This window comes from Vibrio sp. 10N.261.52.C11 (genome assembly GCF_041471405.1).
Lineage (GTDB): Bacteria > Pseudomonadota > Gammaproteobacteria > Enterobacterales > Vibrionaceae > Vibrio > Vibrio crassostreae_C.
In genome coordinates this window covers 1-22,562 of record NZ_JBFROI010000033.1, presented here as the reverse complement: position 1 = coordinate 22,562, position 22,562 = coordinate 1, and the positions used below count along the sequence as shown (strand labels likewise).

The following is a 22,562-nucleotide window of genomic DNA, read 5'->3' as shown; positions in this document are numbered from 1 at the left end:
AATTCTCTTATTATTAGTGAGCATCGCTTTCATGATGCTGTTCAATTTCTGATTCGTTCACGACCATTTTCCAACCCGTAGACTCTAGCGTGTGTTGGTCAAAAGTAGCGGGCTGTTTCGCTACACCGCCCAAGAAGATCCAGATTTCAGGAGAAACGCTGTTCGCATTTAAAATAAAGGAATCCGCAAAACCATGATCGGTAGGCGTAGCTTGTTCACTTGGAGTAGAAAAGTAATAACCACGCTCGTCCAGTACCCAAGCATGAGAACCTTTGCGCTTCCAACTCTGATCTTCTACAAACGGGGCAACCCATTCATCTTTAAGTGATGCAACACTCGGCCATTCACCATCTGAGTCCATGCGCAGGTCACGGATTTCTTCATGCGCTAAACGCAGCTCTGATAGCATCGCCAAGTTTTCTTGTTCAACATCAGTCACTAGAATTTGATGATCAAGCACTGCTTTAACGTGGGATTCAGCCTGATGAAATGGGATTGCGACAGTTGCAAAGCAAAGGATGAACACAATGATCAGTCCTACCCATTTGCCCTCTCTGCCGCCCGTATCAGCACGTACGCTTTGAATCATCATTTTTCACTGATCTCTACAACATCAACTTCAACTGGAAACTCATGACCTGAATCGAACACAAGGTAGAACTCAGTGTCAGGATGTGGGAATTCAACGATAGAACGTTTATCTGTCATCTCTTTTGCAATCAAGTTGTCTTCGTAATCGTACATCTCAACTGCGTAATCAATCGCTTTGCTGCCATCCGAATAACCCGCTTCACAAGCAACAGTCTTACCTTCAAACCAGCAGCTCATCAGTGGAAAGTGTGCTTGCGCAGGTAATGCAGCGAAACCAAGTCCCAATGCTAAGCAAGGAGTCATTAAAGCGTTAAGTTTTGTTTTTATTGTCATGGTTCGTACCCTAGCCACAGTGCAAATTCTCAGAAGTAAACTGAGCGATAAAGGGCTCAAATGAGCCCTTAAGTTTTTTTGATTCTTAATAAGGGATCTAGCCCCGATATCACAGACTATTGAAGCAGCGCTTCGAACGTTAGGTGAACGTTCGCGCTTGCTTTGTCTGCCAGTGGGTTGTCAATCAACTCACCTTTGTAGTTCGCTTTCATTACGTAACGACCTGCTACGTCTGGAGTAAACGTGATTTCACCGTTCTCATCACTCACCACATCAATCTGCTCTTGGTGGTTGCGGTAAAGCGTACCTTCACGAGTAATCTCCGCTTTCACGTCTTTCTGGATTTCACCGTTGTAGAAGAACTGGAATGTCACAGGTTCGCCTTCAACGATATCTGAAGGGTGTGTCACAGGCTTCATTTCTAGAAGCTTGCCTTCAATTTTGAACACTGAATCCGTTGGCTTACCTACCGTGATGTAGCTTTCTGCACGAGTGAAGCTGATCTGCGTTACCACGTCACGTGATTTTTCAGGTAGAACTGAGTCACGCTCAGCTTTGTTTGCTTTAATCCACTTCACCGTGTCACGGCGACCCGCTTTGTATTGCGTGTAGTAAGACGGCTGGTTGTTGATCGCCACTTTGTGTGTACCTTCTTCTTCAAAATAGAAGTCGAAGATTGAACGACGCTTGCCACGAATAACGAAGTTAGGACGCTCGCTGCGGCCATCTGGCATGATGACATGAGCATTTTCGCTGCCAGCAGGCTTATCAAAAACAAACGTACCGTGAGACGCAGTAACATCGAACGTTAGCCAATCGCCGCCTTCTTTCGATACGGTAAAGTGTGATGGCAAAATCCAGCGTGGGTGAGCTTGTGCCGTTGTCGTCGCTGCTAGGCCGAATGCCATCACACCCGCTAGTGCAAGTGCCTTAATTTTTGTCTGTTTCATCATGTTCAATTCCATTATTTATAATTGTTAGCCGTGTCGCTCTATCTGAGCCTACGATGACGACTGTCTATTCTGTTCAGTTTGCTTTTGCTATTCGCACTTACTATTTAGCGATGTAGTTCAGAGTGATTTCGCCCGTCTCTTCTGTCGCCTTTAGCTCATAAGAAGCATTTACATCCGTTAGCGATACTTTTTGACGAAGGTAATTACGGCCGCCGTGTTCGCGAACAACTTCGATATGAACCGTGTATTCGCCTTGCTCTAGAGCTTGGCCGTCATCGCTCTTACCATCCCAAACGAAACGGTACTGGCCAGCTGGGCGCGTTGCAGAAGTCACTGCATCAACCAATTCACGATCGTAACGCCCAACTTTTCTCCACCAGCTACGTAAGTCTTTAAGCCATTCATCTTTACCGACCCAAAGCTCAATGGTTTTCACTGACTTTCGTTCGCTGTTCTCTACCCACACCGCCACATAAGGACGCGCGTACATAGAGGTATCAACCTTTGGAAGCTTAAAGTTCACATCAAGTTTTGCCGTATCAGGAATCGCTTGTGCCATACCTAGGCTTGGCAAAAGAGATAAAGCAAGAAGCGCCTTGCTCCAGTTCATTTTTTTCATTTTTAACAACCTTTTAAATCCGTTTAACCTTAAGTTCGCTCTTCAATCCGATTCATCAATCGAATCAAGCGTTAAGGCACGGCGACAAAATAGATAACCAATGAGATTGCAGACCCAAACACCGTCCATTTGATGGAAGTATTAAGCGTCTTTTTCTTAGGTAACAGTAAGCACACGCCAGTAAGCACAAAGAAGATCATCAATAGCGCAGTGATATCGATAAACCATTTCCATACTTCACCGCTGTTACGACCTTTATGCAGATCGTTCAACAATGCGATAACGCCGTAATTAGTGGTTTCGACTTCTACAAACTCAGACGTAACGTCAACAAAAACGGAAGCGTTGTAGCCGGGTCCTTTGAAGTCCATAGATACCTCACCGATGAGCAACTCACCATCTTCAATCTCTGCATAGATGTCCAAACCAGAAGGAACGCCGGAGAGGTTGGCTTCTTCGAACAGAAACGTTTCAAAGGCTGTCTCGTCAGCTTTTAAACGTCCGTCTTGAACCGTAAATAAACTTGTAGGAAGCGTTAGCGTAGAGCGTTGGATATTGGGTTGGCTTGATTCAAATAACTCAGGTCGGTTCAGGGTGATACCGGTTACTGAGAAAAAAAGAACCACGAACAGAAGCGCCATAGAAATATAAACATGAAGTCGACGAGCCCATGACTGAACCGCCCTACTTTTTAACGACATACAAACCAATACCTATAAATTTTATGGCGACAATTTAGTTGATAATCATTCGTATTGGCATTCAATTTACATTGTTTACGTTTGCCGAGTGGCGTAAGGAAATTTACATAACATTACATGGGAAGTAATCGAACTGTATGCATATTCTTGCTAACGTGTACTAAAGGGGTTTGATTCGTTTTATTAGAGGTTATTGATAACAGGGTCAAAGCTCAAAAAAGCTCAATCTCAACATGCTTGATTGAGATGGGTTTAAGGTAACAGTCGTAGCTTTAAGGATAGAAAGTTGGGACTATTTGATCACTGGTTTGATGATAGCTAATGAAGCTTAAAAGGATTTGAAATGCGTATTTTTGTTTTGGCTTTTGCTGCGCTAGTGACGGCGTGCACCAGCCAAATAATCAGCACGGAAGAACATATTCAAGAATACATCGGTTCAGACATAACCGATGTACAAGAACGTTATCTCACCGAACGGTCACGCCCTATCAGTTTTTGGGCGTCTCGAAACTATGCTTGGATTGAAACCAAGAAACCGTTAGACAATGGTTATACAGTACACGCATTCAAAAACCCTTATCGTGACTGCACCATTAATTGGGTTGCTGATACCAGCGGCGTGATTCAAAGTGCTACGTCCAGCGGCACGATGTGCGAGCCTTAACTGCCGCATTGGAACGATAAAGTTCAAAAAGCTTTAACCGCCAAAAATTAAAAAGGGTGTCATTTGAACCATCAAATGACACCCTTTTCTATTTACTACTTTCTCTTGTCTTCTTTTGCGTTAACAGCAGTTAGACGTTGCCGTTATCACTAACCGTTCTTAGCTGAGTCAGATATTTAATCCAACCTTTTGCTTCAGAAGAAGGCTCAATGTTGTTCGCACGTTTCGCTTGAGCAAGAGCATTATCAAGATTCTTTAGCTTGTACCATGAACGTACTTTCGCTAAAGCAACATCAGCTTGCTTGTTCTTGTCTTTCACTTTATCCAAAACAACCAGAGCACGATCGTAGTAACCTTGTTGAACCAGTAACTGAGCCACATTCCAATGATATTGCGTGTCTTTTATAGACGCTAACGTCCACACTTCAATAGCACTGTCCCACTCTTTCGCTAACTGCCAGTAGGTTGCTTGCTCAGCCAGAAGTTGAACATCGCTGTTCGCATCATCTAACTTACTAATTTCTTGTGCTGCGCGCTCTGGAATGCCACGTTTCGCGTAAAGCTGCGCTAACAAGCGGCGATCTGAGTTCTTCAGCTCAACACCTTGTAGATCAGCCAGTGCTAACGTGTTCAATGCATCACGATTACGATCTAACCTAAGTTGAATACCAACCAGTTGACGCCACCAGTTATCTTTCTCGGGTTGAAGTTCAATCAAGCTTTCCAGTGTAGGAATCGACTGTTTCCACTGCTTTAACTGAAGCTGTGCGCCCAGTTTTAGCGATAGAGGTGATAACTCTGGTTTTGAATTGAACTTGTCGTGATTACCGATGGCCACTAGGACTTTCGACCAGTTTTCAATTTGGTATTCAGCTTGTGCAATTCGCATCCAAAGCGTGTCTTTCTTTTCTTTTTCTGGCGCTGTTTTCACTAACTCGTAATAGTGCGGAAGCGCGTTTTTAAACTGCTGATCGTTCAACAACAAATCAGCCAGCATGCGCTTCGTTATCCAAGCTTGCTCATCAACCAGCAAATTGCTGTCGACCGCATAAGTAAGCTGCTTGATTGCCGTGTCGGTTTTGCCATCTTGCCAGTAAAACACACCAAGCATACGAGCTACGTACGCTTTGTCGTAGCCTTTCGAAAGCTCTAAACCTGCTAGTACGTCAATGGCCTGTTTAACCTGTTCATCTTGAGCAAGCTTATGCGCCTTTTGAACACGAATAGCAGTATATTGGGTTAGCTCTTGTGCCTGTGTTGTAAGGGGCATTAACAACAAGCCCACTAATATCCATATATGTTTCATCATTTTGCCAACTTAAACTCTAGTTTCACGGTTTGACCAACCTGAGCTATCGCTTTTCCATCGACGACTTTCGGTTGATATTTCCATTTTTTAAGTGCTCTCATCGCTTCACGTTCAAACATACGACGTGGGTTTGCGTCAGTGACTTGAATGTCAATTGGACGTCCCGTTTCATCGATAGTAAAAGACATAATCACATGGCCTTCAGCTCCACGCTTAAGCGCTTTCGCTGGATAACGAGGCTCTACTCGATACAAAGGCATTGCTTGTTGGTTTGACCCAAAATCAGAGAATGTCGGTGCGTTAATCGCTAAGCCATCAATGGATGTGTTCAAATCCAATGAAGGCAAAGAAGACATCGAATTCAGAGGCGTAACTTCAGCTTGTGACTGAGACGTTTGCGCTTCCGGTGGCGGCTCTGGCATTTCTGGTTTTTCAGGGACTGCACGTTGTCTTCTTTGAACTTCTTGTTCTTGTTCCACCATTACCATGTTGAAACTTAACGTCTCGCTATCGTCTGGTGAACGTTGGTGGCCATTATCGACCATCCAAGCCATGAAAGAAAACAGCGCTAAGCCCAACGCGCCCGCTAGCGGTAAAGCAAGAAATAGGCGAATCATTTATGAAGATCCTCCAAGATCATCGCTTTTCAGCAGCAAGCGCAATGTTTTTAACACCCGCACCTTTAGCAGCGTCCATCACTTTAACAACCGTACCGTTGTAAGCGTGTTCATCCGCTTGAATAACCAAAGAAGCATCAGGTTGTTCTAGCAACAAGTGTTCTAACGTTGCTTGGACACGCTCAACATCAACAACACGTTTATCGATGAAGATGTCATTCGCAGAAGTAATCGCTACAAAGATGCCCGCATCTTTTTGGCTTACTACGTTAGACGCTTGTGGGCGATTGACTTCAACCCCTGATTCACGAACAAATGAACTGGTCACAATAAAGAAAATAAGCATGATAAAGACAATATCAAGCATCGAAGTAAGGTCTATTTGAGCCTCTTCGTTTTTAGAATGACGTCGACCGAGTCTCATCGTTGACTCCTTAAAGATTTTTCTAATTTCAATTCTAAGCGGTTACATACTTTCGCTAAGCGAGCGTGAACGAACATGCCCGCTAACGCTGCAACCATGCCTGCCATGGTTGGCAGTGTTGCTAACGAGATACCTGAAGCCATCAATTTAGGGTCACTGCTGCCTTGTGTCGCCATAACATCAAAAACAGAGATCATACCGGTTACAGTGCCTAGCAAGCCCAACATCGGGCAAATAGCGACTAACAGCTTAATAAAATTCAAGTTTTGGTTAAGCAAGATACTCGCTTGCCCTAACCAACTTTCACGAATGGCTTTGGCATGCCAAGAAGAGTGATCTTCTCTTTCATGCCATTTCGCTATCCAAGCTTGGCGTTGCTTAGGAAAGTAGAACGCAAGATAAAGCACACGTTCTACCACAAGTACCCAATACACTAGGACGACAGCCGCTAGCCACCACAGGACGAAACCGCCCTGCTCCATAAAGCTTGATAAAGACAGCAGCCAGTCACTCGTTAACCAACTCGCTGGTAATAGAGAACCCGACAAAATATCCATTACGCAGCAGTCCCAACTGGTGAAACAACAGCGTTTGATTCAACGGTCTTTTCAGCCTGCTCAGCAACAAGACCAATACCTTGCTTCTCAAGAATATTGCGAATGTTTTCTGCTTGAGTGCTAAGAATGTTGTGTGCCAGTAGAAGAGGCATTGCCGCAACCAGACCAAGTACCGTAGTTACAAGCGCCATCGAGATACCACCCGCCATAACTTTAGGGTCGCCATTACCAAACTGAGTGATCACTTGGAATGTTTCGATCATGCCGGTTACTGTACCTAAAAGGCCCAACATTGGTGCTAGTGCCGCCAATAGCTTAAGCATCGATAGACCTTTCTCTAGGTGAGTCTGCTCATCAACTACCGCTTCTAAAAGTCGCAACTCTAACGCTTCAACCGTTTGGTTTTGTTCCTTGTTGTACATCGCAAGAACACGACCTAGTGGGTTATCACCCGCTTGCTCAGGGTTCTTAAGTTGCGCGCGAATTTTCTGGCGTGCGATAGCAAGAGAGACACCACGAACTAATGCGATGATTAGACCAATAGCTAGTAGGCCAAGAATCACTTTACCAACCACACCACCCGCTTGTAGACGGTCAGTTAAACTTGGCGTAAGTGCTAATTGCTCTAGCATAAACCCGCGAGAAGGATCGACAACCACGTTAGATACTTCACCATTCGCTAACGAAGAAAGTGACGCTAACGTTGGACCATTTTGTGGTTGCTTAAGGTAAGCGATCGCATCTTCACGCTGAGTGTTCCAGCTAACATAGCCTTGCTCTGTCACAAGACCAATCGAACCTAGTCGGTAAGCGTCAACCTTGTTTGTATTGCCTTCACCATTAATGAATGCAATTTGAGATTTGCTAAGCTCAGAGCTCGCTTGGATCTGTTCAACCATGCTCATCCACAAACCGGTCAGCTGTGGCATTGAAGGCAGTGATTTAGCATCAATGATTTGATCAACAGTTGCAGTGTGTTCAGCACGATCAACACTATTCACGGTTGAGCTAAGCTCTGCGCCGAGTTCTTTTGCGTTTTGACGAACGACACCGAACAGCTCGCCTAAGCTACCGGTTTCTAAACGCAGCTTCTCTTCTAAGCGAGCAAGCTTGTTTTCGTTATCACTGAACGTTTGAGTCAGAACATCTGTCGCACCTTGGATAGACGTACGCTTCGCTTCAAGCTGAGCTTTGATCGCTTTCAGTTCTTGTTCTGTCTTTTTGAAATCAGCTTCACGCACTACGTTGTGAGAAGCTTGAGTACGGTTTTCTGATTTTGCTTTGTTAACGAGCTGAGCCGTCGTATCTGATGCAGAGAAAGCTGAAAATGAAAGTGATGTAATGCAAAGCAATGCTGCTAATGGCTTTAAGTTCATTACTTAACCTCCGCAACAGTTAAAGAAACAGGTAAAGTAATTAGGCTTGGCGCCGCTTGTTGGCTTGCAATGTCGTAAGCTTTATCTAGCTCAGATTTCATTGAAGAATCTAGCTCTTGCCACTGATTTTGTGTTTGATTCCAAGACCAATATTGGCTGCCATTTAGGTTACGAGCCACCAAAGAGATACGACCTAGGTGCAACACGTCAGCTTCAATCGTTCTGTCGTTGCTCAATGCAACGCGGCCTTGGTAAGCACCGAGCTTGATGCCGTAGTCCATCTCGATTTGGTAAGCTTCCAGGATACGACGATACTTCTCAGCATCACTCACATCAGCACGAGTCATCATTGCTTGTAGCTTTTCTACTCTTTCTAGACGCTGTTCTTTCTTAATCGGCACGTCTTTCTCTACCAACTGTTCAAGACCATCGATCATTTGATACATCAATGGCACAACACCTTGGCGTGTGTATTTGATTTCTTCGATCTGCTCTTCAATGCTTTGAGCTTCTTGGTTTTGGCTCTCAACTAATGCAGCAAGGTGATCGTGATAGATCTCTAGGTTTTTAACTTCTTCTTGCAGACGCTCAATCTCAGCTTGCAGCATTAAAGTCGCTTGTGAGCTTTTATCAATAACCTTTTGGCTCGAAGCCGACGCGTTATTGGTCTTGTTTTGAATTGATTGAGCTTGATCCAAGCTGTTTGCCATAGAAGACGTTGCAACCAAACTGATGGCAAGCGCTAGGCTAGTTTTTAAAAGATTCATAATTGTAGTTATTTACTATAGAAGAAGGTCAAATACATTTTATTGATAAATACTATTATTGATAAGCACTCTCATTATCATTAAAAGTCACTCGCATTACTAGGGATATTTTACTGAATAGCAGAATCACGAAAGGAGAAAGCCGAAACTTTCCCCTTAGTATTTAGGCTAACAATAGTACCCTACTAACAAATTAGTATTTTACCTGTAAAGTCGCCATGTAGTTACGGCCTTCGCCGATTACTACGTCTTCAGCAAATTGGTGGTTTGAAGATGTTGAACCGCCACCCGCTAGGTATTCTTTATCAAATACGTTCTCGACTGTTAGACGCGCTACGAAATCAAGAGAATCGTCGTACTTAAGCGTGTATGCAGCACCCATATCTACACGTGCGTAGCCGTCTTTCTTGAATGTGTTCGCGCTATCGCCGTAACGAGAACCTTCGTAGATAAGACCCAGGTTCACATCAACTTCGTTTGTTGCTGCATAGGTAGACCAAACGCTTGCTGCAAACTCAGGTACGTCTACTGGACGGTTACCTTCATATGTTTCATGGTTCGTGATTTCAGCATCTAAGTACATTGCAGAACCAGACATTGAGAAGCGCTCTGAAATAAAGCCTTGTGCGGCTAGCTCAGCACCACGGTGAACTTGTTCGCCACCTTGTGTCGTCGTCCAATCGCCTGATGAAGTGTCTTCTACATCCATTGAAATGTTTTCTTGGGTAATATCGAATACCGCACCAGAAACGAATAGACGTTCGTCCATCAGTTCCCACTTAGTACCGACTTCGTAAGACACGCCCGTTGCTGCGTCAAGAAGTTCGCCATCGTTGGTGTAGTTGCGGCTTCCGCTAGACACAACACCTTGTGGTTCGAAACTTTCAGAGTAAGAAGCGTAGATACTACCGTTTGATGCTGGGTGGTAAATCAGGCCAAGCTTAGGCGCTACATTTTCTTCTGCTACGCCATCACTTACTTTACGGTCGAAACGAGCACCCGCAAGAACTTGCCATTCATCATTAATAGTAATCAAATCTTGGATGTAGAAGCCCCAAGTATCGTAAGTACTCATCTTACCTAGCGATGTTGGACCCACTGACGGCGCTGGTACTGTTGCATCTGGTGCGTATTCAGCGCTGCTGAAGCGATCCATACCACGGTAATAGCTGTAGCCTAACCAGTTAGCACCGAATAATAGTTGGTGCTCTGTGCCCGCAAGATCAGCGGTTGTTGTTAGATCAACGTAAGCCGTTCTGAAACGCCATTTATCATGACGGTAGTTACCGCCTTGAGTCACGGTGCCCGTACCATCAGGATTCATATTTGAAAAGCTTGGGTAGCTTTCCATATCAATACGTTCGAAATCTTGGTAGTTGAAACCTGTTTTTAATGACCATGTATCAGTCAGGTTAGCAGCAATATCAAAACCAACGTTCTCAACATCATTCTCGATCTGTGACCACTGTGCATCCCAGATGTGCTTGTCGCTACCTACTCGGTTGCCGTCTAGCGTGTATAAAGCGCCAGAATCTACGCTACCTTCGTCGTTAGTTTTGTCGTAATGAACAGAAACTGTCACGTCTTCAGTTACATCGTAATCAACGAATACACCACCAACAAAACGTTCTGTTTGTGGTTCAGTTCCGTCACCATAAGTTCTCCAAGAGTCGTAGCTTTCTTTAGATAGAATCGCGCGACCACGTAGAGTTTCAGCGTCGTTCAAAGCGCCACTTACGTCTACCGTTGTACGAGAATGGTCATTAGAACCAATATCTTGGCTAACACTTACTTGCGTATCGTAAGTTGGCTTTTTGCTTACCATGTTGATCAAACCACCTGGTGCAGAAATACCGTAAAGAAGACCAGAAGGTCCTTTTAGTACTTCAACACGCTCTAGCAGTTCGATTGGTTGACGGTAGTGAGACCAATGTTGCTGGCCATTTTTAAGGAAGCCCGAAGAGCTTTCTACCGAGAAACCACGTAGAGAGAAACGTTCACGGTTACGGCTTGTACCGCCAGCACTTACACTCGCGTCATTCTTAAGCACGTCACCAAGCGTTGTTGCACGCTGTTCATCGATGATTTGCTCATCGATTACTAAAACTTGTCCCGGAGTCTCTAATTGAGTCGCCTCCATGCGCATTGCTGTTGTGTTCGTGTCGGCTTTATAACCGTAGTCACGACCTTCAACAACCATATGCTCGTCTGTTTTTACTGTTTCTGCCAATACTGCTGGTGAAGCTAATACTGCGCCGATCACTAAAGCCAATGGGCTCTTTGAAAACATGTCCTTTACTCCGCTTTTATTCTTTTAGACGAACACTTTGTTATTTATTCGATGTGTTCGCTGAACCGTTGCCGGTACCACTGAATTATTTCGGGAGTGAATATAAGTGATAACTATTACCATTTGCATTAAATTTACATTCTTTGCATTCGTAAAGTTTTGTAAAGGCCTGTCGGTGAGTCATATTTGAGGAGTTCAACAAAACCATTCAATACAAATAGTTAAGGCTCATGGACGTAAATCGACTGGTTATCTTCACCGAATTTTTTGAAACAACGGTATTTGTTCAGTCAATTGAAGACGTGAAGATTGATAAGAAAATCATCTCTTCTTATTTACTACCTTTGAAACGACAAATTTATGTATAAAACCCTCGATAGATGTAAATTAATAGTGAATTATTTTATTTTTATTTGTTTAATTTACACAATTATCAGTGATTTTGATCACATCTATAATTCCAAACTCATTTTTTGTTTTTCGAATTGATTATCCGACTGCTAATCTCCTGCTCACTTTGAAAAGGTATCAAAGTTATAAATAATAAGGAGTGTTCTAAATGAATACCAAGAAACCTATGTCTCTGACTGGTCGAGTAATCCTCGGTATGGTCGTAGGTATATTAACGGGATTCGCCATTCAATCCCTTTTTGCAGACAACGGATTTGTTAACAACTACATCGTTAACGGACTCTTTGAAGTGGGCGGACAAATCTTTGTCGCCAGTTTAAAAATGCTTGTTGTGCCTCTAGTCTTCGTTTCACTAGTGTGCGGTACAAGTTCTCTTAAAGACTTATCAACTCTTGGCCGTATGGGTGGCAAAACGCTTGCACTTTATATCGGTACTACTGCCGTTGCCATCACTCTAGCATTAACTATCGGTAACCTGTTCCAACCTGGAGCTGGTGCGGATCTTACTGCTGCGAGCTCTTTCAAATCAGCGGATGCCCCTTCTCTGGGCCAAGTAATCATCGACATGTTCCCAACCAACCCTATTCAGGCGATGGCTGAGGGCAAAACGTTACAAGTTATCGTATTTGCAGTGTTGTTTGGTATCGCAATCAGTGCAGCGGGCAAACCCGGTGAACGTATCGCTGCAGTTTTCTCTGATCTAAACGAAGTGATCATGAAGCTAGTTGCGCTACTAATGAACCTTGCTCCTTACGGCGTATTCTTCTTGATGGCGAAACTGTTCTCTGGCCTTGGCTTAGGTGCAATTTGGAACCTAGCAGAATACTTCTTAGTGCTTGCTGGTACCCTGCTGTTGCATGGCTTGGTGACTTACAGTGCGATGCTTAAAGGATTCACAGGTCTTAGTCCGATTACGTTCCTACGTAAGATGGAAGATGCAATCATGTTTGCATTCTCAACAGCATCTTCGAACGCAACAATTCCAGTAACTATGGAAACGGCTAAGAACCGTATGGGCGTAGACAACAAAGTCGCTTCTTTCACAGTACCACTAGGTGCAACTGTGAACATGGACGGCACTGCAATCATGCAAGGTGTTGCGACGGCGTTTATCGCGCAAGCGTACAACATCGACCTTTCAATGGGTGATTACCTAATGGTTATCCTAACGGCGACACTGGCGTCTGTTGGTACTGCAGGTGTCCCTGGTGTTGGTCTTGTTATGCTAGCGATGGTATTGAACCAAGTTGGCCTGCCGCTTGAAGGTATTGCTCTAATCATGGGTGTTGACCGCCTTCTTGATATGATTCGTACCGCTGTAAACATCACAGGTGATAGTGCCGTATCTATCATCGTTGCTAAGTCTGAAGGCGCTCTAGACGAGTCTCGCTTCAACGACCCAGCAGCAGGTGAGAAAGAAGAAGAAGTTAAGCTAGCTCGCCAACAGGCATAGTCTCGCTTATCTTATGCTCTTGTCTTCAAGCTCAGGCGTAATTAATGGCTACGCCTAGCCCATACCAAAGCGCATAAAGAAAAACGCCACTGCAGATGCAGTGGCGTTTTTATTGGGCTATGTTTCTAAGCTATATTTCTGAGCAATATTTCTAAGCTATGTTTCTTAGCACGCTTTCAGTCATAGTTATCTATGGAGCAAGACAGGTAACAGCAGGAAGCTAATCAGCGATTGGGAACATTAGATTTACTCTCAATCCCCCACCTTCTCTATTCTCAGCAGTTACATGTCCATTCATCACACCCATCGCTTCTTTAACAATCGCAAGGCCCAGACCGTAGCCACCAGACCGTTTGTCTCTTGCTGATTCAATACGAGTAAACGGGTCGAATATACCTGCAATCTTGTTATCAGGAATACCATCACCGTCATCTTCTACAGATATTACACTGTAACGTCTATCCATTACCTGTTCGTATGTCGTCACGACCACATGAGCGTTCTCACCCGCGTATTTAATGGCATTCCCGACCAAGTTACCAATGACTCGAAGCAGTAGCCTCTCATCAACGTTCACCATTGATATCGGCGTCTCTAGGGAACCAATCAAAGTTTGATTCGGTTTTAAATCGTTTTGCATCTGCGCGATCAACATTGAACAATAGTGCTCAAGGTGCATTAAACTTAACTTGGAGTCATAGCGAGAGGTTTCTAAGCGGCTAAATTCAAGTATCTCACCCACCAGCTTATTCATCTCTTCTGTTTCATTTTCCATTCGTTCTAGCAAACCAATGCTTTTATCATCAACCTTGCTGCGCAGCAGGTGTAGTGCGAGGTTTTGCCTTGCTAATGGTGTTCTTAACTCGTGTGAGACATCACGAATCAAACAACGTTGCTTTTCAGCCAGAGATTTAATCTCAAAGGTCATATAATCAAAATCGTGTGCAAGCTCGTTGAATTCACGCGTGGTGGAGTTCAACTCCGACACCACACTGACCGTGAAGTCACCTTGAGCCAGTCTGCGGCTCGCTTCTCTCAATCTATCCAACGGTTGCTGAAGGCTTTTGGCCATGATAATCGAGAACAGAGACAATACGACCAATGCAATCAATGCTTTAAGCATATAGGAATATGGCGCAAAAGATTTTGCGGGATGAAACTGGTGCGGTAGTTGGATAACCAGTGTTTTACCGTTATCCAGTGGTAGGCCGAAGATCGGCTTACTCACACGATCACTAAGTTGGTGATCTAACGTTCTTAAGTATTTGAGCTTAAATTCAAAATGTGGGTGCATGTGACGATGTGTGATCGGACGATTGTCTTTATCAATGACGAACAGATAATACTGCTGAGCATTACCCCAGTCCGCGAGTTCATCCATGTCCCCTTCTTCGATCAACACATTCGCTTGGTAAGCAAGGTCGAGCATTTCCGCTTTTACCGATTCTGGGACTTTAAGCAGCGCTTTCATCAAGGCTCTTTCAGCGACACCTTGCAGGATCAAAATACTCACCAAAATGACGGTCAGGTAACTGAACAGTTGGAAAGTGAGTCCGTCTTTACGCTTAGCAATAAAATCAGGGCAACGCAGCAGTTTTTTACTCATGCTCCGACCGACTCTAGGTAACTGTAACCTTTACCACGAACGGTTTTTATATGTTGTTTAGACAAACCTGCCTGAACGAGCTTTCTACGTATATTGCTGATATGCATATCTAAATTACGATCGAAGGGACACAATTCTTTCTTGAGTACATGGATTTGCAGATCAGATTTTGAGACGACAATACCGTCATTTTTGACCAAATAATCAAGCAAGTCTTTTTCAGTGCCAGTTAATGGCAAACGAGAGAGTTGTTCACACAAGCCGTGATTAGAGGAAGCTAAAGATTGTCTTTGGCGTTCAAAACCCACTCGGCGCAAGATCACCTTAATACGGGTTAAGAGTTCAGGAACATTGAAAGGTTTAGCGATGTACTGGTCGGCGCCTGCTTGGTAGCCATCGAGCATTGAGGCATCGTCGTTAAGCGCGGTTAGCATAAGAATGGGAGTAGCAAAACGCTGACAAATACGTCTTGCTACTTGAATGCCGCTTAGGTTCGGAAGCATTACATCGAGTAGAACCAAATCGACAGGGTGAGATTGAATAAACTCAAGCGCGGATTCACCGCAATGAACAGTATCAACGTGATACCCCTCATTTTCTAACACTTCACCCAGTAATTCACACAACTGAATATCATCATCAACAACTAAAACGCGAGACATTACACATACCGATAAATAAGAACTGTTTGCATTCTAATTATCGTTATTATTGATTTCAATTATAAAGTGCCCGATTTCCTCTATAGAAGAAAATCTTTTTCAATCGGTACAAATTTTGATGCAGAATCGATAAGATTTTGAGCAGTTAACCCGGGAACACCATACACTTCAACAGGCTTGCCAAAGCGCTCTTTGATTCGCTCTACAAGGATTTCGAAATCACCGTCTCCTGATACCAAAACAATCGTATCAACCGTCTCAGCAAGTTCTATCGCGTCTAACGCAATACCCACATCCCAATCGCCTTTTGCACTGCCATCTCGACGCTGAATAAACGGCTTTAACTTCACATTAAAGCCCACACCACGAAGGATATGATGAAATTGACGCTGCTTTGGATCTTGGCTTGAGATTGCGTAAGCATTAGCTGCAATAACGTTACGCCCTTCCGTGGCAACATACCAAAACTGGTTATAGTCGAAGTTAGAACGGTATTTGTCGCGCGTCGTGTAGTAAACGTTCTGAACGTCGACCAAAATTGCTATGTTTTCCATAAATTCATACCTTTAGATTTTCCGTATACCCTATTCTATTCAATTGTAAAATGCGAGTCGCTTTACTCAATAAAAATGAACCTGCCAGCTATCGTTAACGTAAATCTAATATCTTTAGCGTAAAGCTAAGTGTCTTTACGTAATCCTAACTATGCTTATTGTAAGTGGATTTGTTTTGAGCGTTTCTTAGGTGGTTCTGATCTTCACCTTCTTCTTTACGTAGCGTTCAAATCGTACTCAGGCTTAGAGTTTTTAAAGGGAGGTTGGCAATGCTGCACCGACAAACACACAATTCGATCGTAAGCATCGACACAACCAAAGCGATGCAAACTTTAAATCAACCATCAAACTCTGGTAGCTGGTTTAGTTTGCTTAAACTACTGACCATCAGCACGGTAATAATCATGAGCTTAACCATCAATTCAGTACTCGCCTACCCCGCTTATTCTCACTCAAAGCCTTTGCCACACCGCAGTGTGATTTATTTCGCTCCAAAGGAAGATTCAATCGTTAAAGAGTTTCTGAATGAAGTGTTGCTCAATAACTGTCAATTGGACGAACGAGATGTCGTCATTATGGTTATTGCTGAGAGTGGTTACACAGTCCCAACTTGGTTAGAAGAAGAGTTTAACTTAGAAGCAGTCACCAGTATTTACGAGATCCCGAAAGGATCACATACCGCTGTTTTGATTGGTAAAGACGGGAAAGAGAAGCACCGATGGAGTGGCAAAACAGATTGGAAACAGATCACCAATATCATTGACGAAATGCCGATGCGCCAACAAGAAATGCAGCGACAAGGCAGCCGCTGCAGTATTTGATTCTTGATGGACTCAGTAGTGGCTTAGAGATCCAATTAGAAGGTCAAACGATCAAGCTTGTTTGTTAAACCAAGCAAGTTTTTCATGGAGCTGAGCCACGCTGCCTACAACAATCAGCGCTGGGCTCTTTGCGACGCTCGCAAGGTCAGCTAAATCACGTAACCCACCTCTAAACACCTTTTGTTCTTGGCGTGTACCGTTTTCGATGATCGCAACTGGCATGTCAGCTCGCATACCATTATCGAGTAGATTCTTCTGAATGTTCGGACTCTCTTTCAAGCCCATGTAAAACACGATGGTATGGTTGTGCTGAGCAAGAGATTGCCAGTCAATATCTTCGCCATCTTTCTTCAAGTGACCTGTAATAAACTGCACGCTTTGTGCATGATCACGGTGCGTCAACGGAATGCCCGCATAAGCCGTTGCTCCGGCAGCAGCTGTGATGCCCGGAATCACTTCAAATCTAACGTCATTTTCAGCCAGTGTTTCACACTCTTCCCCGCCACGACCAAAGATAAATGAGTCTCCACCTTTAAGGCGTACTACATGCTTGTTCTCTTGTGCTTTAGTGACCAATAGTTGGTTGATCTGATCTTGAGGTACGCAGTGATGATCGAGCTTTTTACCCACATACAGCATTTCCGCTTCTGGGTTAGCCATCGCCAAGATATCCTTTGATACCAAGCGGTCATAAACCAAAACGTCTGCTTGTTGAATCACTCGTGCCGCTTTTAACGTAAGTAAGTCTGGGTCGCCCGGACCCGCGCCTACTAATGAAACCAATCCTTTGGTTATTTCTTTAACATTCGATGACGATACTTCTGACATGCTGTGCTCCGAAGGTTTGCTTGTTTTATCTCAAGCTTCAATCTATGTGATAAGTCACTGTATTCATGATGACTTATCCAAATCCTTAACCCTTAGACTATCAGGTGTTGAATTAAATATTCAGTCTAAATACTAACGAAGATAGAAGTAATTATAACAAAACAGTCTATTGCGAGTAATTTGCGCAATGATATAAGGGCTTTCGAACTAAAAAAGCCCCAAACATGTTGTTGGGGCTCTTAATCTCATACTAAATTACGTTTCACCGTATTCAGAATTACTTAGCACCTAGAGAAGGAGCTGTTTTAGCATGAGTTAAGTATAGAGGAACACACGTCATTAATAGACCACCAACGATGTTACCTAGGATTGTTGGGATAAGGTTGAAGTTCAACCATGTCGCGATACCAAAATCAGCGCCAAGAATCATACCTAGTGGGAATAGGAACATGTTTACCACTGTGTGCTCAAATACGAGTGCGAAGAAGATGAAGATTGGGAACCACATCATTGCTACACGGCCAGATACTGTGCGTGCAGTCATGTTGCCAATCACACCTAGACATACCATAAGGTTACAGAAGATACCGCGTACGAAACACGTGATCCATCCGTCCATACCCATGTTTTCAAAACCTAGGCTACGACCTGTAGAAACAGCAATGAACTTTTGAGCAACAGCGTTTGGTTCTAAAGAGAAGTTACCCGTTAGTGATACTGCAACAAGGAAAGCAACAATCAAAGAACCGATAAGGTTACCAAGACCAACAATACCCCAACAACGTAGGATACGACCCCAAGTAATACCTGGGCGGTTGTCGAATTTCGCTAAAGGTGCAAGGCCGAATACGCCAGTTACTAGGTCATAACCCATTACACTTAGAATGACGAAGCCAACTGGGAACACAAGTGCGCCAACAAGGCCAATACCGGTTTGAACCATTGCTGTAATAGCAACAACAACCGCTAGAGAAAGGATGATACCAGCCATAGTGCTTCGAATCAGAAGATCGCGAGTACTTGTTTTCGTTTTCGCTTCACCCACATCAATCATCGTTTGAACGAATTCAGCTGGTTTGTAATCAGGAGACATAAGGTTGTCCTTAAAAAGTTTAAATTAAAAGTTAAAATTGGATAGGAAAAGGCTCTAGTTGCCGAGTTAAGGCAATATCGAGAACTAGAACCCTTGAACTATCAAATCTTACTCATCCGAAGATTAAGCAGAGATTTCTACAGCGCCTTTGGCAACACGAGCTTTGTACGCTTTCACGTTGAAGTTCTCGTCTTCCATGCACACACCTGTTGCTAGGTTAAAGCGTTGCTTCTTAAGTGGGCTTGCTACCCAAAGCTCTTCTTTGTGCTCAACAATCAAACCACGTGATAGCACGTTTGACTGGAAGTATGGGTCTGTGTTGCTAATCGCGAATACTTCTTCAGCCTCAGTTGGGCGGAAGATAGCCACTTGCTCACCACTAACCAACGCACAAACACCTGTACCTGGGATAATGTCTTCGATCTTACAAACTTTGGTAAATGCCATGATGTCGTCTCCCAATTAAACAGATTCTACGTGAATGATGTCGCCCTGATGCTTTGAAGTAATGGCTTCAGGGTGTTTCTCAGTGAATGTCGCAGGACGGTGTTGTTCACGACCATCTTCAACAAACACAACGTTATCATCGCGGTCATCAGCATTGATGAAGTGTGCAAAGCGCTTAAGTTGAGCTTCGTCGTTGATTGTATCTGTCCATTCACAAGCGAAGTTATCAACTAGGCCAGCAATGTCAGTTTCAAGTTGGTCATTGATACCAAGCTTGTTGTCTACAATCACTTCACGTAGGTAATCAACACCACCTTCTAGGTTGTCCATCCATACCGAAGTACGTTGTAATGGCGCAGCCGTGCGGATGTAGAACATCATGAAACGGTCGATGTACTTGATTAGCGTTTCTTGGTCTAGGTCGCTTGCCAGTAAGTCTGCGTGACGAGGTTTCATACCACCGTTACCACATACATACATGTTCCAACCTGCGTCAGTCGCAATAATACCTAAATCTTTACCTTGAGCTTCAGCACACTCACGAGTACAGCCAGACACACCAAACTTCATCTTATGAGGAGTACGGATGCCTTTGTAACGGTTCTCGATCATCACGCCTAGGCCAACTGAATCTTGAACGCCGTAACGACACCAAGTAGAACCTACACATGTTTTCGCCATACGAAGTGCTTTTGCGTAAGCTTGACCCGTTTCGTAACCTGCAGCGATTAACTTCTTCCAGATTGCTGGTAAGTCATCTTTCTGAGCACCAAATAGGCCGATACGTTGTGCACCTGTGATCTTGGTGTACAAGTTGTATTCAGCAGCAACATCAGCAAGAACGCTTAGTGCTTGAGGTGTTACTTCACCACCCGCCATACGAGGGATTACAGAGTAAGTACCGTCTTTTTGCATGTTACCTAGGAAGTTGTCGTTGGTATCGTGCAGCTTCACTAATTCAGGCTTAAGGATGTGTTCACCCCAGCAAGAAGCAAGGATAGAACCTGCTAGAGGCTTACATACTTCACAGCCGTAGCCTTTACCGTATTTCTCTAATAGCTCATCGAACGTTTTGATTTCTTCGATGCGAATTAGGTGGAAAAGCTCTTGGCGAGAGTATGCAAAGTGCTCACACACGTCGTTCTTCACTTCAACACCAGCTTTAGCAAGTTCAGCGTTTAGTACTGAAGTCACTAGTGGAATACAACCACCACAACCAGTACCTGCGCCTGTTACTGCTTTGATATCACTGATTGTGTGGTGACCTTCAGCAACCGCTTGAGCGATCTTGCCTTTAGTCACATCGAAACAAGAACAGATAACAGCAGACTCAGGAAGAGAATCCGCGCCAAGTGTTGGCTTTTCAGCACCAGCATGAGCAGGAAGAATCAATGCATCTGGGTGTTCTGGTAGGTCGATTTCGTTCAGCATAAGCTGTAGAAGATCACCGTAGTCAGACGTGTCACCAACCATTACTGCACCAAGCAGCTTCTTGTTGTCTTCAGAAACGATTAGACGCTTGTAAACTTCTTGTTCTTCGTTTTGGTAAACGTAGCTCTTACAGCCAGGAGTACGACCGTTCGCATCGCCGATAGAGCCTACTTTCACGCCCAAAAGCTTAAGCTTCGCAGACATGTCAGCACCTTCAAATGTGCTTTCGTTACCAACAACGTGGTCAACCGCTACCGTTGCCATTTTGTAACCAGGAGCCACTAGGCCGTAGAACGTTTGGTTCCAAGACGCACACTCACCGATTGCGTAGATGTGTTTGTCTGTCGTTTGACAGTGATCATTAATCTCGATACCGCCACGTGGTGCAATACCCAGCCCCATTTGACGAGCAAGTTTGTCTTGTGGGCGAATACCAGCAGAGAATACGATGAAATCAGTTTCTAGCTCTGTACCGTCTGCAAAGCGCATTACGTTACGAGCTTCAGTGCCTTCAGGAGCAATCTCAAGCGTGTTCTTACTTGTATGTACGTTAACGCCCATACGTTCGATTTTTTGACGAAGTTGGTTACCACCCGCTTGGTCAAGCTGCTCAGCCATTAGCTTTGGAGCAAACTCAACAACGTGCGTGGTTACACCAAGAGCTTTTAGTGCGCCTGCAGCTTCAAGACCAAGCAAACCACCACCAACAACCACACCAGATTTAGAATTCTTAGCGGTTGCTTCGATAGCTTTCAAGTCTTCGATTGTGCGGTAAACGAAACAGTCTTTACCTTCGTTACCTTTGATTGGCGGAACGAATGGGTATGAACCTGTAGCAAGGATTAGCTTGTCGTATTGAATTTCACGACCAGTACTTGAGTAAACTGTTTTCTTTTCACGGTTAACGTTAATAGCACGCTCACCGATCAGCATGTTGATGCCGTGTTTCTCGTAGAAGCCTTCTTTAACTAAAGAAAGTTCGTCCGCAGTATGGTGTGAAAAGTAAGAAGAAAGGTGTACACGATCATAGGCTACGCGAGGCTCTTCACAGAAGACTGTGATGTCCATGTTAGCAACGTCTGTCTTCTCGACTAAATCTTCGATATAGCGATGGCCGACCATCCCGTTACCGATTACGACTAGCTTCATCTTGCTCATAAGAATTCCTGAAGGTTATATATTTCTTAACTGAGCGAATAATGAATTATGAAAGAAAATGAAAATATGATGTAAATCAATTACGAAATCGAACTACCCTAAAGAGGTAGGACAAAAGAGGTAGATCTGCTGATTTATCATACGAAGCAAACGAATAACCGTAGGTTTAATAAGGTTTAGCGGGGTTTTATATACACTTTCGTGCAGTAAATAAGATGTTGTAAAGTTTCACAATAGGTTAGCAGTAACACAAGTAAATGACAATCACTTTCATTTGCGGTCATAATAAGTGTAATAACTCATGAAAGCGTTACAGGATCATGAGCAACTATGTATAAATATGAAGAATTTAATGACGCAAAAGACAGTCGCCCTTTTCCATTCCCCACTCATTCCACTCACAAACGGCGCAATTGGTTAACAGATGCTGTTGGTTGTTTAGCAAATGATAGGTTTACATAAGGAAAAGACCGGCACAAAAGTGATCTGATATAGCTTGTTCCTAGTGGTGCTACTGATTAGAGAGCATACGTGGAAGTTTGAACATAGCATGAGGGTTTAGAATTTCAGATAGCAAAAAGGCCAGCATTTCTGCTGGCCTTTCAACTTTGAATAGTGGAGGCGCCTCCCGGAGTCGAACCGAGGTCCACGGATTTGCAATCCGCTGCATAGCCACTCTGCCAAGGCGCCTTCAATAGTGTTTTAAGAGAACAACTCTTTTGATTAATACCAAGCGAGGTAATAATCAAATAGATGGTGCCCCGGGCCGGACTTGAACCGGCACAACGCGAACGTCGAGGGATTTTAAATCCCTTGTGTCTACCAATTCCACCACCAGGGCACGCAATTCTTTATTGCGATGCCGATTACTGAAAAGTAAAACACCATCTTAATGTC

The 22,562-nt window shown here is 43.9% G+C and carries 22 protein-coding genes and 2 tRNA genes; 3 read left to right on the top strand and 21 right to left on the bottom strand.

Features of this window, described 5'->3' with window-relative positions:
* Positions 1 to 13 precede the first annotated feature (13 nt).
* The 5 genes from AB4323_RS13375 to AB4323_RS13355 all read right to left on the bottom strand — a co-directional run bounded on the left by AB4323_RS13375 (position 14) and on the right by AB4323_RS13355 (position 3,197).
* On the bottom strand, positions 14 to 592 hold the full coding sequence (locus AB4323_RS13375; RefSeq protein ID WP_029235381.1) for a DUF6162 family protein: 579 nt from the start codon (positions 590 to 592) through the stop codon (positions 14 to 16).
* Positions 589 to 924 (bottom strand): hypothetical protein, encoded by a 336-nt coding sequence (locus AB4323_RS13370; protein WP_017062543.1) that lies wholly within the window; start codon positions 922 to 924, stop codon positions 589 to 591. The genes AB4323_RS13375 and AB4323_RS13370 overlap by 4 nt, the downstream gene beginning before the upstream one ends.
* A gap of 116 nt (positions 925 to 1,040) precedes the next feature.
* Entirely contained in the window at positions 1,041 to 1,877 is an 837-nt protein-coding gene (locus tag AB4323_RS13365; RefSeq protein WP_017062544.1) for a DUF4198 domain-containing protein, read from the bottom strand.
* Between the two features lie 100 nt (positions 1,878 to 1,977).
* On the bottom strand, positions 1,978 to 2,496 hold the full coding sequence (locus AB4323_RS13360; RefSeq protein ID WP_017079281.1) for a DUF2271 domain-containing protein: 519 nt from the start codon (positions 2,494 to 2,496) through the stop codon (positions 1,978 to 1,980).
* Positions 2,497 to 2,567: 71 nt separating this feature from the next.
* Complete coding sequence (locus AB4323_RS13355; protein WP_017062546.1) at positions 2,568 to 3,197, bottom strand: PepSY-associated TM helix domain-containing protein; 630 nt, start codon at positions 3,195 to 3,197, stop codon at positions 2,568 to 2,570.
* 343 nt (positions 3,198 to 3,540) lie between these two features.
* On the opposite strand from AB4323_RS13355, the gene AB4323_RS13350 reads away from it, so the two are divergent.
* Positions 3,541 to 3,861, top strand: a complete 321-nt coding sequence (locus tag AB4323_RS13350) for a hypothetical protein (protein WP_017067850.1) — start codon at positions 3,541 to 3,543, stop codon at positions 3,859 to 3,861.
* 130 nt (positions 3,862 to 3,991) lie between these two features.
* Here AB4323_RS13350 and AB4323_RS13345 read toward each other — a convergent pair whose 3' ends face one another.
* The 7 genes from AB4323_RS13345 to AB4323_RS13315 form a co-directional block, all read right to left on the bottom strand.
* Positions 3,992 to 5,170, bottom strand: coding sequence for a tetratricopeptide repeat protein (locus AB4323_RS13345; RefSeq protein WP_372152694.1), 1,179 nt, complete (start codon positions 5,168 to 5,170; stop codon positions 3,992 to 3,994).
* Complete coding sequence (locus AB4323_RS13340) at positions 5,167 to 5,787, bottom strand: energy transducer TonB (RefSeq protein WP_008219721.1); 621 nt, start codon at positions 5,785 to 5,787, stop codon at positions 5,167 to 5,169. The genes AB4323_RS13345 and AB4323_RS13340 overlap by 4 nt, the downstream gene beginning before the upstream one ends.
* A 19-nt stretch (positions 5,788 to 5,806) precedes the next feature.
* Positions 5,807 to 6,211, bottom strand: a complete 405-nt coding sequence (locus tag AB4323_RS13335; RefSeq protein WP_004731145.1) for a biopolymer transporter ExbD — start codon at positions 6,209 to 6,211, stop codon at positions 5,807 to 5,809.
* Positions 6,208 to 6,768, bottom strand: coding sequence for a MotA/TolQ/ExbB proton channel family protein (locus AB4323_RS13330; protein WP_372152693.1), 561 nt, complete (start codon positions 6,766 to 6,768; stop codon positions 6,208 to 6,210). Before AB4323_RS13330 ends, AB4323_RS13335 begins: the two co-directional genes overlap by 4 nt.
* A complete protein-coding gene (locus AB4323_RS13325) occupies positions 6,768 to 8,144 on the bottom strand; it encodes a MotA/TolQ/ExbB proton channel family protein (protein WP_372152691.1) in 1,377 nt (458 codons plus the stop codon). The genes AB4323_RS13330 and AB4323_RS13325 overlap by 1 nt, the downstream gene beginning before the upstream one ends.
* Positions 8,144 to 8,911, bottom strand: a complete 768-nt coding sequence (locus AB4323_RS13320) for a DUF3450 domain-containing protein (protein ID WP_017062550.1) — start codon at positions 8,909 to 8,911, stop codon at positions 8,144 to 8,146. Before AB4323_RS13320 ends, AB4323_RS13325 begins: the two co-directional genes overlap by 1 nt.
* Positions 8,912 to 9,104: 193 nt before the next feature.
* Positions 9,105 to 11,201 carry a TonB-dependent siderophore receptor gene (locus tag AB4323_RS13315; RefSeq protein WP_372152689.1) on the bottom strand — a complete coding sequence of 699 codons (2,097 nt, stop codon included), beginning with the start codon at positions 11,199 to 11,201 and terminating at the stop codon, positions 9,105 to 9,107.
* 559 nt (positions 11,202 to 11,760) lie between these two features.
* Between AB4323_RS13315 and AB4323_RS13310 the strand changes: the two genes are divergently transcribed.
* On the top strand, positions 11,761 to 13,065 hold the full coding sequence (locus tag AB4323_RS13310) for a dicarboxylate/amino acid:cation symporter (RefSeq protein WP_017062553.1): 1,305 nt from the start codon (positions 11,761 to 11,763) through the stop codon (positions 13,063 to 13,065).
* Between the two features lie 220 nt (positions 13,066 to 13,285).
* Here AB4323_RS13310 and AB4323_RS13305 read toward each other — a convergent pair whose 3' ends face one another.
* The 3 genes from AB4323_RS13305 to AB4323_RS13295 all read right to left on the bottom strand — a co-directional run bounded on the left by AB4323_RS13305 (position 13,286) and on the right by AB4323_RS13295 (position 15,887).
* Positions 13,286 to 14,671, bottom strand: a complete 1,386-nt coding sequence (locus tag AB4323_RS13305) for a sensor histidine kinase (protein ID WP_136979549.1) — start codon at positions 14,669 to 14,671, stop codon at positions 13,286 to 13,288.
* Positions 14,668 to 15,333 (bottom strand): response regulator transcription factor, encoded by a 666-nt coding sequence (locus AB4323_RS13300; RefSeq protein ID WP_017062555.1) that lies wholly within the window; start codon positions 15,331 to 15,333, stop codon positions 14,668 to 14,670. The genes AB4323_RS13305 and AB4323_RS13300 overlap by 4 nt, the downstream gene beginning before the upstream one ends.
* A gap of 80 nt (positions 15,334 to 15,413) precedes the next feature.
* Positions 15,414 to 15,887, bottom strand: coding sequence for an NYN domain-containing protein (locus AB4323_RS13295; protein ID WP_010429860.1), 474 nt, complete (start codon positions 15,885 to 15,887; stop codon positions 15,414 to 15,416).
* 323 nt (positions 15,888 to 16,210) lie between these two features.
* Between AB4323_RS13295 and AB4323_RS13290 the strand changes: the two genes are divergently transcribed.
* Complete coding sequence (locus tag AB4323_RS13290; RefSeq protein ID WP_050546503.1) at positions 16,211 to 16,708, top strand: DUF4174 domain-containing protein; 498 nt, start codon at positions 16,211 to 16,213, stop codon at positions 16,706 to 16,708.
* Between the two features lie 51 nt (positions 16,709 to 16,759).
* On the opposite strand, the gene cobA is transcribed toward AB4323_RS13290, so the two are convergent.
* From cobA to AB4323_RS13260, 6 genes are all read right to left on the bottom strand, one after another.
* Complete coding sequence (gene cobA, locus AB4323_RS13285; RefSeq protein ID WP_372117128.1) at positions 16,760 to 17,536, bottom strand: uroporphyrinogen-III C-methyltransferase; 777 nt, start codon at positions 17,534 to 17,536, stop codon at positions 16,760 to 16,762.
* Between the two features lie 277 nt (positions 17,537 to 17,813).
* The gene (locus AB4323_RS13280) at positions 17,814 to 18,629 is read right to left on the bottom strand and encodes a formate/nitrite transporter family protein (RefSeq protein WP_017062558.1); all 816 of its coding nucleotides are present in this window, start codon (positions 18,627 to 18,629) and stop codon (positions 17,814 to 17,816) included.
* Between the two features lie 123 nt (positions 18,630 to 18,752).
* Positions 18,753 to 19,076, bottom strand: coding sequence for a nitrite reductase small subunit NirD (nirD, locus tag AB4323_RS13275; protein ID WP_017062559.1), 324 nt, complete (start codon positions 19,074 to 19,076; stop codon positions 18,753 to 18,755).
* Between the two features lie 15 nt (positions 19,077 to 19,091).
* Complete coding sequence (nirB, locus tag AB4323_RS13270; protein WP_372117126.1) at positions 19,092 to 21,665, bottom strand: nitrite reductase large subunit NirB; 2,574 nt, start codon at positions 21,663 to 21,665, stop codon at positions 19,092 to 19,094.
* 616 nt (positions 21,666 to 22,281) lie between these two features.
* A tRNA-Cys gene (locus AB4323_RS13265) sits at positions 22,282 to 22,355 on the bottom strand.
* A gap of 64 nt (positions 22,356 to 22,419) precedes the next feature.
* Positions 22,420 to 22,506: transfer RNA gene (locus AB4323_RS13260), tRNA-Leu, on the bottom strand.
* Positions 22,507 to 22,562 lie beyond the last annotated feature (56 nt).